We start from the raw sequence: 13,001 nt of genomic DNA, 5'->3' as shown, positions 1-13,001 counted from the left end.
AGGAACGTCATGACCGAGACCCCCAGCCAGCAGCTCCCCGCCGTCGCCTTCTTGGGCCTGGGCCACATGGGCGGCCCGATGGCCGCGAACCTCGCGGCGGCGGGGGTGCAGGTCACCGGCTACGACATCGTCCCTGAGGCGTGTTCTGCGGCCCGCGAGCAGGGAATCGAGGTGGTCGAGACCCCGCAGGAGGCGGCGCGGTCCGCAGACGTGGTGATCACCATGTTCCCGTCCGGCAAGCACGTGGTGGACGCCTACGTGGGGATCGACGGCGCCGTGGGCCTGCTCGCCGCAGCTCCCGCGGGTACCACGTTCCTGGACTGCTCCACAATCAACATCTCGGAGGCGCAGGAGGCCACGGAGCTGGCACGGGCGGCGGGGTTCACCGCCGCGGACGCCCCGGTCTCCGGGGGTGTGGTGGGCGCCACCGCCGGGACGCTGGCCTTCATGGTGGGTGCGGAACCCGAGGTCTTCGAGCGCGTGCGACCCCTGCTGGAGATCATGGGCGGGCGCGTGGTGCACTGCGGCGGCAGCGGCATGGGTCAGGCCGCCAAGATCTGCAACAACATGATCCTGGGTGTGTCCATGGTGGCGGTCAGCGAGGCGTTCGTGCTGGCCGAGAGGCTGGGGCTGGAGCACCAGGCGATGTACGACGTCGTCTCCAACGCCTCCGGGCAGTGCTGGGCGCTGACCACCAACTGCCCGGTTCCCGGCCCCGTGCCCACCAGTCCCGCCAACAAGGACTTCGAACCCGGCTTCGCCGGGGCCCTGATGGCCAAGGACCTCAACCTCGCCACCACCGCACTGGACGAGACCGGGGCCGCGGCACCGATGGGGCGCCTGGCGGCGGAGCTCTACAACCAGTTCGTCGCGGACGGCCACGCGGGCAAGGACTTCTCCGGGATCATCACGACCCTGCGCGACGGGGGTCGGAAGAGCTCTCGGGAGGAGTGAAGTCCCCGCAGCGCGCGCGAAAACCGTTCAGCGCACCGACGACCGCTTCCACCTCGTGGTCCTCGAAGCCCGTGGTGAGGAACAGGTCCTTGTTCAGCGCCCGGGTGGCCTGGGCCACGACCTCCAGCCCCTCGGGAGTGAGGGTCACGTTCACGGCGCGGCGGTCCGTGCTGACAGGCTCGCGGCGCACCAGGCCTGCGCCCTCCAGGCGGTCCACGGCGTTGGTGATGGAGGTGGGGTGGACCTGCAGCAGTGCGCTCGCCTTCTTCATGAGCATCCTGTGCTCCCGGGTGAAGCTCAGCAGGGCCAGCACCTCGTAGCGGGAGAACGTGAGTCGGAACGGCTTGAGGATCCGGTCCGCCCGGGCCAGCAGCAGCTGTTGCGCCCGCATGATCGACGTCACCGCGGCCATGGGTCCGGCGGCCTGCGTCCAGCCCTCGCGCTCCCAGTTGCGCCGTGCCTCGGCAACGGGGTCGCGGGGGAGGGGCTCGTGCTGGGGCATGCCCGCATTCTACGTGCCCGGCGCAGGCACTCCGTGGCGGACGGCGTCGTCGACCCTGCCCCGGGCGGGTTTCCGTCCGCCGGGTCTGCCGCGACTGCCGCGCACCCGACCGGGGAGTGTGATCCGCACCACCAGCAGGTGCATTCCTCGGATATAGTCGGACGTACTACTTTCGACCTGCCCACTACCCCGAGGATCAGGATCATGAGCCCAGCCGCATCACCCCAGCGCGCCACCGCCCACCTTCCCAGCACTGACCTCCTCCACCTGGAGCACCTGCTCAGCGCGCAGGAGCGCGAACGGTTGCGGGGCATCACGGATCATCTCCAGACCCAGGTGCGTTACCAGAGCGTGGGCTACTGGAACCGCGAGGAACTGGCCAGAGAGCTGCTGCCCGGGCTGGCAGACCTGAGCCTGGGGCGGCTGGCCGAGAGCGGCGGGTCCCGGCTGTTCCAGAACCTCGTGCACGTGCAGGTCGCCCGGGCGGACCTCTCCCTCTCCGCGCTGCTGGGCATCCACAACGAGCTGATTGTGGGCACCCTGGAGGCGTTCGGCTCCGAGGAGCAGAAGCAGACGTGGCTGCCCGGACTCAAGGAGCTGCGGCAGCTCGGCGCGTTCTGCCTCACCGAGCCGGAGCACGGCTCGGACATCGCCGGTGGGCTGGCCACCACCGCCACCCGGGACGGGGACGGCTGGGTGCTCAACGGCTCCAAGCGGTGGATCGGGCTCGGCACCGTGGCGGATCTCGCGCTCGTGTGGGCCAGGGACACCGCCGACGGACTCGTCAAGTGCTTTGCCGTGGACACCGCTCTGCCGGGGTACTCGGCCACCAAGATCGAGCACAAGATCGGGCTGCGGATCATGCAGAACGCTGACGTGGAGCTAACCGACCTGCGTCTGCCCGCGGATGCGCTGCTGCCGGGTGCCGCGGACTTCGCGGCCACCAACGACCTGCTCAAGGACTCGCGCGCGTGGGTGGGCTGGCAGGCGGTGGGCGCGCAGCAGGCGCTGCTCGACATCCTGCGCGACTACACCCTTGAGCGCGTCCAGTTCGGCAGGCCCATCGCGAGCTTCCAGCTGATCCAGCAGGTGATTGCTGAGGTCGCCGGCAACCTCGCGGCCAGCTCCGGGCTGATGGCACAGGTGACGCGTGTGCAGGACGACGGCGAGCTGGAGATGATGCACGCCGCACTCGCCAAGTCCACGGCCACGCGACTATCCCGCCAGTCTGCCGCGCAGGCCAGGGACGCGTTGGGTGGAAACGGGCTGCTGAGCGACCACGGGATCGCCAAGATCATGGCGGACGTCGAGGCCATCCACACCTACGAGGGCAGCTACCACATCAACTCGCTCATCGTGGCCCGCGCGCTGACGGGGATCTCCGCGTTCGTCTCGTAGCGGGCTGGTAGCAGTCCCGCAGCGGGCGAGGAACGGGACCCGCGGCGAGCAGGGGAACGGGCGACGTCGCCGTGGCCGGACGTGTGCGCGGCGGCAGGGACAGAGCGTGTTTAGGCGAGCGTCGCGGCACCTCGCTACGCTTGTCCCTGAACCGCGCGCCCGCGCCCACGGGCAGCGCACCCCAGACCGATTCCCCACGCGCGAGCCCTCGCGAGGTCCGCGCGAGAAACGGAAGTGAGACCGCATGGCCCCGAAATCCACCCTGGACAATGTCATCTCCCTGGCCAAGCGCCGGGGCTTCGTGTTCCAGGCGGGTGAGATCTACGGGGGTTCGCGCTCCGCGTGGGACTACGGGCCCCTGGGCGCGGAGCTGAAGGAGAACATCAAGCGCGAGTGGTGGCAGACCTTTGTGCGCGGCCGCGCGGACATGGTGGGCCTGGACTCCTCGATCATCCTGCCGTCCGCGGTGTGGCAGGCCTCCGGGCACGTGGAGACGTTCACGGATCCGCTGGTCGAGTCCCTGCACACCCACAAGCGCTACCGCGCGGACCACCTGCTGGAGGCCTATGAGGCCAAGCACGGCCACCCCCCGGTCAACGGCCTGGCGGACGTCAAGGACCCGGAGACGGGCCAGGACGGCAAGTGGACCGAGCCGCAGCAGTTCTCCGGTCTGATGAAGACCTTCCTGGGCCCCGTGGACAACGAGGAGGGCAAGCACTTCCTGCGCCCGGAGACCGCCCAGGGCATCTTCGTGAACTTCCTCAACGTGGTGACCGCCGCGCGCAAGAAGCCGCCGTTCGGCATCGGGCAGATCGGCAAGGCGTTCCGCAACGAGATCACCCCGGGCAACTTCATCTTCCGCACGCGCGAGTTCGAGCAGATGGAGATCGAGTACTTCATCCACCCGGACGAGGCCAAGCGCTACTTCGACGAGTGGGTCGAGGCGTGCTGGGACTGGTTCGTGGACCTGGGCGTGAACCCGGACAACATGCGCCGCTACGACGTCCCGGCGGACGACCGCGCGCACTACTCGGACGGCACGATCGACATCGAGTACCGCTTCGGCTTCCAGGGCTCCGAGTGGGGTGAGCTGATGGGCGTGGCGAACCGCACGGACTTCGACCTCACCAACCACACCGAGGCCTCCGGCACCAAGATGCAGTACTTCGACCAGGCCTCCGGCGAGCGCTACACCCCGTACGTGATCGAGCCGTCCTTCGGGCTGACCCGCTCCATGATGGCGTTCCTGGTGGACGCCTACCTCGAGGACGAGGCGCCGAACACCAAGGGCGGCGTGGACACCCGCACCGTGCTGCGCCTGGACCCGCGCCTGGCGCCGGTGAAGGCCGCGGTGCTGCCGCTGTCCAAGAAGGAGGATCTGCGCCCCGCCGCCCAGAACCTGGACGCCGAGCTGCGCCGCCGCTGGAACATCGACTACGACGACGCGGGGGCGATCGGGCGCCGCTACCGCCGCCAGGACGAGATCGGCACGCCGTTCTGCATCACCGTGGACTTCGACACCCTCGAGGACCAGGCCGTGACCATCCGCTCGCGTGATGAGATGACCCAGGAGCGCGTGGGCCTGGACCGCGTGCAGCAGTACCTGGCCGAGCGCCTGGAGAAGTAGGAACCGAATGAGCATCGACTACCGCCCCTGGCGCGAGGACGACGACCTGCGCCTGCTCGAACTGTGGCCGGACGCCGAGTCCGCACCGGTCCAGGCGTTCCGCGCCCGGCTGGGTGCGCAGGACCAGAGCGGGTTCTCCGTCACGCTCGTGGCCACCGACGACGGCGTCCCGGTCGCCGCCGGGGTCTGCTACGCCTCCGCGTGGCACCCGCAGCGGCTGTGGCTGTCCGTCGAGGTGGCCCCGGACCACCGGCGTGAGGGCATCGGCCGGGAACTGGTGTCCCGGTTGCGGGCCGCTGCCGCCGCCGGCGGGGTGGACGTCAGCGCCCTGCGCACCCGGGTGGCACCCGAGTCCACGGGGGAGGGCTTCGCCCGCTCACTGGGCTTCACGGGCGCCATGCGCTCGCGGGTGGTCCGCGTGGACGCCGGTGCCCTGCCGCTGCCCACGCTGGACAGCACCCCGGAAGGCGCGGCCACCGAGTCCGTGGAGGACCTGGCCACGGGCTCCGTGGAGCTCACACGCGCCGTCGAGGCGTTCTACCGAGCGGTCCACGAGTGGGACCCGGTGGGGGATGTGAGCATCGGCGCCGTCAACAAGCAGTTCCTCTCGGACACCGCCGGGGCCTACGGGGCCGTTGTGCTGCGCCGCGGCATCTCGCCGGAGGATGAGCGGGGCCAGATCGCGGCCTTCGCCGTGAGCTACCGCCCGTTCGACCCGGCCAACCCGCACGACGAGCCGCAGCCCAACGAGATCGCGGATGTGCTGCTCGGGTACGTGCCCGGCGCCGCCGGTGCCACGGAGGCGCAGACGGGTGCCGCGCTGGAGAAGCTGCTTGCGCTGCTCGTGAGCGACTACCCGGTGGAGGTCGAGGTGGACGACGCCATGGGCCCACTCGTGGCCGTGGTGGACAACCTCCTGGACGCCGGGGTGGCCCGCGTGATCACGGAGACGGAGACACTTGTCCTCGACTGAGGACCGGCCCCAGCCGATCCGTTGAACGTTGCAGCCCTCCCGTCGTGTTCGTGCTCGCCACGATCGGCTGCGCGGCCGCACCGTCCATCCCGGTCCTGGTGGCCGCACGGGCAGTGCTGGGACTCGCGGTGGGTGCCTCGTCCGTCGTCGTCCCGGTGTTTCTCGCGGAGCTTGCCCCCGTCCACCTGCGCGGGCGACTGGTGGCCCAGAACGAGCTGATGCTCGTGGGTGGGCAGGCGCTCGCGTTCGTGTTCAACGCGGGGCTGGCGACGGCCTTCGGCCACGTTGCGCACGTGTGGCGCTACATGCTCGTGCTCGCCACCGTTCCCGCCCTGGCGCTGTGGATCGGGATGACCGTGGTCCCGGAGTCCCCGCGCTGGCTGGCCGGACAGGGGCGGGCCGAGGAGGCGCGCCGGGCGCTGCACCGGATCCGAGAAGACGCCTACAGTCCACGGGAGGCCGAGCAGGTCCTGGAGCTCGCCGCGCGGGACGGAGACCGGGATCGTGACCGGCCATGCGCCGGGCTGCTGGACCTGGTGCGCATCCCGTGGATCCGCAGGGTCTTCGTGCTGGGTTTGTCCATGGCCGTGATCAACCAGATCTCCGGCATCAACGCCGTCCAGCACTACGGGGTGAGCGTGCTCCAGGACTCCGGATTCGGAGGCAACGGTGCGTTCTACGCGAACATCGTCCCCCGGCCTCGTGGGGTCGCGGCGGTGGCGCTGTCCATGGTGCTGCTGCGGCGCGTGGGCATGGGCGTGTGCGCGTGGCTGCTGTGGATGATGACCTTCGTGGTGGGGCTGACGCTCCCGCCGCTCACGAACGCCCTGGGCGTGGGGTGGACGGTGCTGGTTTTCGTGGCACTGCAGCTCGTGGCCCTGGTGTGGGTGCACCGGGTGGTTCCGGAGACCAGGGACCGGAGTCTGGAAGAACTCGGACAGCACTTTCGCGCGGTGTGGGCGTGTAGTGGACAATGGGGTCTCGCGCACCCCACCCGGGCCGTACCCTGCCCGGCAGTGGGCTGCCCGCTGAGACGGCACGGTGCGCCACTGCCGTCCGTCCCCGTCCGCCCGCACCAGGAGGAACCCGTCCGTGTCCTGTGAACTCAGCGTCGCCACCGTCCCGGAGGAGGGCGACTGCCCGCAGTGGGTGGCCCAGCCGGACGTCGCACGGCGGGCCCGGGCGCTGGGGGAACACTTCGAACAGGCCTTCGGACGCCCCCCGGTGGGCGTGTGGGCGGCACCGGGGCGGGCGAACCTCATGGGCGAGTACACCGACTTCTCCGGCGGCACGTGCCTGCCCTTCGCCCACCAGTACGTCACTCTCACAGCCGCGGCTCCGCGCACGGACGGGCTGCTGCGCGCGCGCTCGCTGCAGGACGCAGACGAGTCCGTGGCGGACGAGCGGCTGCGCGAGGTGCGCGTGGCGGACGTGGCCCCCGGCTCCGTCGGCGGCTGGTTCGGCTATGCGGCCGGCGTGGCGTGGGGCATGGACCGCGTGGCCACAGGCCGTTCGGCCCACCCCGTCGCGGTTCCCGAGCTCGCACTGGCCCCCGGCTTCGGGGCGGACCTCATGGTGGACTCCACCGTGCCGATCGGTGCTGGCCTTGCGTCCTCCGCGGCGCTCGAGTGCTCCGTGGCCCTCGCCCTGTTCTCGCTGAGCACGGGCAACGACGATCCGGACGAGGCCCCGCGCCGCGCCCTGGCCCGCGCGTGCATGGACGCGGAGAACTACATCGTGGGCGCCAACACGGGCGGTCTGGACCAGACGGCGTCCCTGCGCTCGCATGCGGGGGAGACACTGGCGCTGGACTGCCGGGACTTCGACGTGGCGAGCCTGCCCGCGGAGCCCGCCGCCGCCGGACTCACCTGGCTCGCGGTGGACACCCGCGCACCCCACCGGCTCGCGGACGGGCAGTACAGCTCCCGCCGCGCCGAGTGCGAGGCGGCCGCCGCGGTCCTCGGCGTGGGCCGGCTGCGGGACGCGCTGCCGGAGCACCCCTCGGAGGACGACGCCGCCGCGGCGCTCGCCCGCTTCGACGCCGTCCTCGCGGACGGTGCGCCCCTGGACGGCGACCCCGAGGGCGTGCGGCTGCGGCTGCGGCACTCGCTCACCGAGATGGTCCGCTCCGTGCGGATTGCGGACGAGCTCGCGACGCCGGACGCGGACTGGTCGCTCGTGGGCCGCCTGCTCGTGGCCGGCCACGAGTCCATGCGACTGGACTGCCAGGTCTCCGTCCCGGAGCTCGACGCCGCCGTGGCCGCGTGCGTCGACGCCGGCGCCCTGGGTGCCAAGGTGGTGGGCGGTGGCTTCGGCGGCTCCGTGCTGGCACTCGCCCCGGTGCACGCCGTTGACTCCCTGGCGCGCTCCGTGTGCTCCACCTTTGCCGAGCGCGGTTTCCGCGATCCTCTTTTTCTGACCCTGCAGCCGTCCCCTGCCGGCCGCCGGATCCTCTGAGCACACAGCCCCTGCCCGGCAGACTCGCTCTGCCACCCGCCCGGATTCTCCACCGCCCGTGTTCTTCACCCGTCCCCTCCGACCGTCTCAGACCGGGAGCCCCCAGTGTTCGCAGCACAGACCTCCGCCCGTCGCCTCAAACGGGGCACCGCCGCCGTGCAGCGCGGGGACGTCCCCGGAGCCCGGGAGGCGTTCTCGGACGCGCTGCGGACCGCGCGCCTGGGCGAGGCGTGGTGCCAGGCCGGCGACGCGGCGTCGTCGTTGGGAGACCTGGAGCGCGACGCCGGGAACCTCGCGGCCGCCGAGCACCACTACCGGATCGGGGCGGTGCAGTACCGCCGTGCGCCGCGCAGCGCTCGCACCGTGGGCGGGCGGGTGCGCTGCCTGGAGGAACTTGGGGACGTGCTGCTCGCGCAGGCCCGTCCGTGGGACGCGTACCGCGTGTTTCAGGAGGGGGCCGACGCCGCGGGGGTGGTGGATCCCGCGCGGCCCGCCGGGGAGGCAGACGGCCCGGTGTTCGTCACGCGCGAGGACCTGCGCTGGACCTCCCACCTGGCCACGGCGGCACAGGCGGCGGGACGGCGTCGGCTGGCCGCGGAGCACTACGAGACCGTGCTTGCGGGCTGCGAGCGGCGCCGGGACGTGGCCGGGCAGATTCTGTGCTGGCAGGGCCTGGCGCACCTGGCCGTTGCGGACATGGCCTGGCCCGAGGCGGCGCACGCGCTCACGAGCGCGTCCTCGCTGTACTCCTCGCTGCCGGATCCGGAGGTCCACACGGACGAGTGGGTGGCGTGCCTGCGGGAGCTCGGGCGGGTGTGCAAGACGTTGGGTCGCCGCGACGAGCAGATCCGGGTGTTCAAGCTGGCGGTGCGCATCGAGCAGATCGGGGCCGGGGTCGCACCCGGGAGTGAGACAATGGCGGGCGATGAACACCGAGACCACTGAGACCACGGACCGTGAACCGGCCGTGCTGAACCTGAAGCCGCTGCACCTGGGACCCCTGACCGTGGACGTCCCCGTGGTGCTGGCCCCCATGGCCGGGGTGACCAACAAGTCCTTCCGAAAGCTGTGCCGCGAGTACGGTGGGGGGCTGTACGTGACCGAGATGGTCACCGCACGTGCCCTGGTGGAGCGCAGGCCGGAGTCCCTGCGGATCATCCACCACGACCCGGACGAGGCCCCGCGCTCCATCCAGATCTACGGGGTGGACGCCGTGAACGTGGGCAAGGCCGTGCGGATGGTTGCGCAGGAGGACCGCGCGGACCACATCGACCTCAACTTCGGCTGCCCCGTCCCCAAGGTCACCAAGCGCGGTGGCGGCTCCGCCCTGCCGTGGAAGACGGACCTTTTCCGGGCCATTGTGGGCGCCGCCGTGCGCGAGGCCTCCGCGGCGGACATCCCCGTGACCGTAAAGATGCGCATCGGCATCGACGACGAGCACCAGACCTACCTGGACGCCGGACGCATGGCCCGCGACGAGGGCGTGGCTGCCGTCGCGCTGCACGGACGCACGATGGAGCAGCACTACTCGGGCACCGCGAACTGGGACGCCATCGCCCGCCTGCGCGAGGCACTGCCGGACATTCCCGTGCTCGGCAACGGGGACATCTTCTCCGCGGAGGACGCGGTGCGGATGGTCGAGCACACGGGGGTGGACGGCGTCGTCGTAGGGCGTGGCTGCCAGGGGCGGCCGTGGCTCTTTGGGGACCTGCAGGCCGCGTTCGAGGGCAGCCCCCGCCGCTACCGGCCGGGCGTGCGGAAGGTCGCGGACACCGTGTACCGCCACGCGGAGCTGCTCACCGAGGAGTTCGGGGACGAGGCCAAGGGCTGCCGCGAGATCCGCAAGCACGTGTCCTGGTACTTCAAGGGCTATCCGGTGGGAGGGGAGCTTCGCGCGAAGATGGCGCAGGTGCCCACCCTCGCCGCGCTGCGCGAGCTGCTGGACCAGCTGGACCTGGACCAGCCCTACCCGGGGGCGGACGTCGAGGGGCCCCGCGGCCGTGCCGGCTCGCCCAAGAAGCCGCACCTGCCGGACGGCTGGCTGGACTCGCGCATCCTGGGCGACGCCGAGCGCCTGGGCCTGTCGGCCGCCGAGCTCGACGTCTCGGGAGGCTGAGCACCGTGCACACCCCGGACCGTCTGGGCATCCTGGCCCCCGGTTACGAGCCCTCGGACGTCGAGCGCTTCGTCACCGAGGACCACCACAACCGGCACCGCAGCCACTTCGAGCGGGACCGCGCCCGCGTGCTCCACAGCTCCGCGCTGCGCCGGCTCGCCGCGAAGACGCAGGTGGTGGCGCCGCAGAGCGACGACTTCGTGCGCAACAGGCTGACCCACTCCCTGGAGGTCGCGCAGATCGGGCGCGAACTGGGCAAGGCGCTGGGCTGCGACCCGGACGTCGTCGACGCCGCGTGCCTGTCCCACGACCTCGGGCACCCGCCCTTCGGGCACAACGGCGAGACGGTGCTCGCGCAGCTGACACGGGAGATCGGCGGTTTCGAGGGCAACGCGCAGACGCTGCGGCTGCTCGTTCGGCTGGAGCCCAAGATCATGACTCCCACAGGGGAGCCCGCGGGACTGAACCTCACGCGGGCCACGCTGGACGCCACGTGCAAGTACCCGTGGTCCGCCACGGATGCCCCGCCTCGTGCGGACGGGCGGCCCAACCGGAAGTTCGGCGCGTACGAGGACGACCTTCCCGTGTTCGAGTGGTTCCGCGAGGGCGCGGTGGAGGGCCGCAAGTGTCTGGAGGCTCAGGTCATGGACCTCGCGGACGACATCTCCTACAGCGTGCACGACGTCGAGGACGCCGTGGCCGCCCATGCCCTGCAGCTCGAGGCGCTCGCGGATCAGCGTCAGCGCGCCCGGGTGGTCGAGTGCGCGCGCAGCTGGTACGTGCCCACCGCCACAGGATCCGAGCTCGATGCCGCGCTCGCCCGTTTGGAGGCCACCTCCGCCTGGGTGCCGCGCATGGACGGCACCCGCGGGGACCTCGCCCGGCTGAAGAACATGACGAGCCAGCTGATCGGGCGCTTCGCGATGTCCGCGGTGGAGGCCACGCGGGAGGTCGCGGGAGATGAGCCACTGACCCGCTACCGGGCGTCCCTCGTGGTGCCGTGGGAGACGGAGCTGGAGATCGCCGTTCTCAAGGGGATCGCCACCGCGTTCGTGATGACCGTGCGGGACGCGATGCCTCTCTACGACAACCAGCACGAGATCCTCACCATCCTGGTGGGGGCCCTCATGGAGACCGACGGGCGGTTCCTCGCGCCCGACTTCGCGGCGGACTGGCGCGCGCTGAGCGACGGCCCGGGGGTGGAGGCCGCGCGGCTGCGGCTCGTCGTGGACCAGATCGCGTGTCTCACGGACCACTCCGCCGTGGCGCTGCACGACAGGATTCGCGGCACCAACTGGCGCACGGGGGACAAGCCGCTCTGGTGAGGGCAGGGCGCTGGGTGCGGGCCCGACCGTGCGGCGCCTGTCGCGATGCGTCCTGAGGCCGGTGCGGGAGCAGGACGGGGACCGGAATCGTTCCGCGCTCGCGGGGATTCCGTTCAACGGAGCCAGTGATGTGGACCATACGCACCTGAGATTAGGATCACGGTGTTCTTCGCTCACTGCCCCCTCACCCCACCGGAAGTGAATCCCGTGCGTTCCGTGCCTCCCACAGCCTCCCGCGGCGTCGTCCTGAGATCTCCGGCCTGGGTCGCACCCCTGTGCTGGGTCGCGGTGCTGCTCGACGGCTTCGACGCCGTGGTCCTCGGTGCCGTGATGCCCAGCCTCCTGGCCGATCCGGAGTGGTCAATGACGACCGGTCAGGGCACCGTGGTGGCCACCGCCGGGCTGTTCGGAATGATGCTGGGTGCGCTCGGCATGGGGTACCTCACGGACCGCTGGGGCCGGCGCAAGCTGCTCATAGGAGCGGTGATCGTGTTCTCGGTGCTCACCTTTGCCGCGGCCTTCGCGCCCACGATCCTCGCCTTCGGCGTACTGCGTTTCCTGGCCGGCCTCGGCCTCGGGGGCTGCCTGCCCACGGGCATCTCCATGGTCACGGAGTTCTCCCGTCCCGGTCGTGGATCCAACGCCACGACCGTGATGATGACCGGCTACCACGTGGGTGCCGTGCTCACGGCGGCGCTCGCCATCTGGGTGCTGGGGCACCTCTCGTGGCACGCCATGTTCGTCGTCGGCGCGCTGCCAGCGCTGGTCCTCGTGCCGCTCATGCTCGTCTTCCTGCCCGAGTCGCCGTCGTACCTCGCCTCACAGGGCCGTTACCAGGACGCCCGCCGGGTCGCAGACCACTACGGCATCCACCTGGAGCTGCCCACCGCCCACGGTGCGGGGGCCGTCCACAGCGACCCCCCGGTGTCGTCCTCCGTGCAGGCACAGCAGGCCGAGAAGAAGGGCGCCGCACTGCTGCTCTCCGGCACCTACGCCCGCAACTCGGTGGTCATCTGGATCGCATCCTTCATGGGCCTGCTGCTGGTGTACGGGTTGAACACGTGGCTGCCGCAGATCATGCGAGCGGCGGACTACGACCTCGGCAACTCCCTCGGTTTCCTGGTGATCCTCAACGTGGGTGCCGTGGTGGGGCTGTGGATCGGCGGCCGCGTGGCGGACCGGATCACGCCGCGCGTGGCGAGCATCCTGTGGTTCGCAGCCTCCGCCGTGCTGCTCGCCGCGCTGGTCATCAGGCTGCCGCTGGCCGGGATCTACGTGATGGTCTTCCTCACCGGCTGCTTCGTGTTCTCCTCGCAGGTCCTCGTCTACGCGTTCACCGCGGCCAACCACCCGCCGCAGGTCCGGGCGACGGCGCTCGGGATGTCTGCCGGGGTGGGGCGGCTGGGAGCCATCAGCGGACCCATCCTCGGAGGCTGGCTGCTGGGCGCCGGGCTGGCCTACCCGTGGGGGTTCTTCGCCTTCGCGGCGGTGGGCGCCCTCGGCGGGGTGGCAATGCTCGGGTCGAAGACCGTGGGGGCGCCGGACCGGGTCACACCGGATCGCGGCGCACCGGACCGGGGAGCGCCGAGCGCGGACGACGTGCCGGCATCCGGTTCCTGAGAGGGCCCGCGCGGGTGGCCTCGCCGCCG

The 13,001-nt window shown here is 71.2% G+C and carries 11 protein-coding genes; 10 read left to right on the top strand and 1 reads right to left on the bottom strand.

Features of this window, described 5'->3' with window-relative positions; all coding sequences use genetic code 11:
* Nucleotides 1-9: 9 nt before the first annotated feature.
* Entirely contained in the window at nt 10-954 is a 945-nt protein-coding gene (mmsB, locus tag FS770_RS05375; RefSeq protein ID WP_145010504.1) for a 3-hydroxyisobutyrate dehydrogenase, read from the top strand.
* Here mmsB and FS770_RS05370 read toward each other — a convergent pair.
* Nucleotides 908-1,456, bottom strand: coding sequence for a MarR family winged helix-turn-helix transcriptional regulator (locus FS770_RS05370; protein WP_145010501.1), 549 nt, complete (start codon nt 1,454-1,456; stop codon nt 908-910). The two genes, mmsB and FS770_RS05370, sit on opposite strands and share 47 nt — an antisense overlap.
* A gap of 204 nt (nt 1,457-1,660) precedes the next feature.
* On the opposite strand from FS770_RS05370, the gene FS770_RS05365 reads away from it, so the two are divergent.
* From FS770_RS05365 to FS770_RS05325, 9 genes are all read left to right on the top strand, one after another.
* Nucleotides 1,661-2,854: an acyl-CoA dehydrogenase family protein gene (locus FS770_RS05365; RefSeq protein ID WP_145010497.1), complete on the top strand. Its 1,194-nt coding sequence runs from the start codon at nt 1,661-1,663 to the stop codon at nt 2,852-2,854.
* A gap of 244 nt (nt 2,855-3,098) precedes the next feature.
* The gene (locus FS770_RS05360; protein WP_145010495.1) at nt 3,099-4,481 is read left to right on the top strand and encodes a glycine--tRNA ligase; all 1,383 of its coding nucleotides are present in this window, start codon (nt 3,099-3,101) and stop codon (nt 4,479-4,481) included.
* A 7-nt stretch (nt 4,482-4,488) separates the two neighbouring features.
* The gene (locus FS770_RS05355; RefSeq protein WP_144942297.1) at nt 4,489-5,454 is read left to right on the top strand and encodes a GNAT family N-acetyltransferase; all 966 of its coding nucleotides are present in this window, start codon (nt 4,489-4,491) and stop codon (nt 5,452-5,454) included.
* Between the two features lie 50 nt (nt 5,455-5,504).
* Nucleotides 5,505-6,557, top strand: a complete 1,053-nt coding sequence (locus tag FS770_RS05350) for an MFS transporter (RefSeq protein ID WP_244944765.1) — start codon at nt 5,505-5,507, stop codon at nt 6,555-6,557.
* On the top strand, nt 6,547-7,911 hold the full coding sequence (locus tag FS770_RS05345; protein WP_244944764.1) for a galactokinase: 1,365 nt from the start codon (nt 6,547-6,549) through the stop codon (nt 7,909-7,911). Before FS770_RS05350 ends, FS770_RS05345 begins: the two co-directional genes overlap by 11 nt.
* Before the next feature lie 105 nt (nt 7,912-8,016).
* The gene (locus tag FS770_RS05340; RefSeq protein WP_145010489.1) at nt 8,017-8,856 is read left to right on the top strand and encodes a hypothetical protein; all 840 of its coding nucleotides are present in this window, start codon (nt 8,017-8,019) and stop codon (nt 8,854-8,856) included.
* Nucleotides 8,837-10,027 (top strand): tRNA dihydrouridine synthase DusB, encoded by a 1,191-nt coding sequence (dusB, locus tag FS770_RS05335; RefSeq protein ID WP_145010486.1) that lies wholly within the window; start codon nt 8,837-8,839, stop codon nt 10,025-10,027. Before FS770_RS05340 ends, dusB begins: the two co-directional genes overlap by 20 nt.
* A 5-nt stretch (nt 10,028-10,032) precedes the next feature.
* A complete protein-coding gene (locus FS770_RS05330) occupies nt 10,033-11,352 on the top strand; it encodes a deoxyguanosinetriphosphate triphosphohydrolase (protein WP_144942293.1) in 1,320 nt (439 codons plus the stop codon).
* Nucleotides 11,353-11,568: 216 nt separating this feature from the next.
* Complete coding sequence (locus tag FS770_RS05325; protein WP_222126491.1) at nt 11,569-12,972, top strand: MFS transporter; 1,404 nt, start codon at nt 11,569-11,571, stop codon at nt 12,970-12,972.
* Nucleotides 12,973-13,001 lie beyond the last annotated feature (29 nt).

The organism is Kocuria salsicia, from assembly GCF_007681555.1.
Taxonomy (GTDB): Bacteria; Actinomycetota; Actinomycetes; order Actinomycetales; family Micrococcaceae; genus Kocuria; species Kocuria salsicia.
The sequence above is the reverse complement of the archived record's forward strand: the minus strand, read 5'-3'. Positions and strand labels throughout refer to the sequence as shown.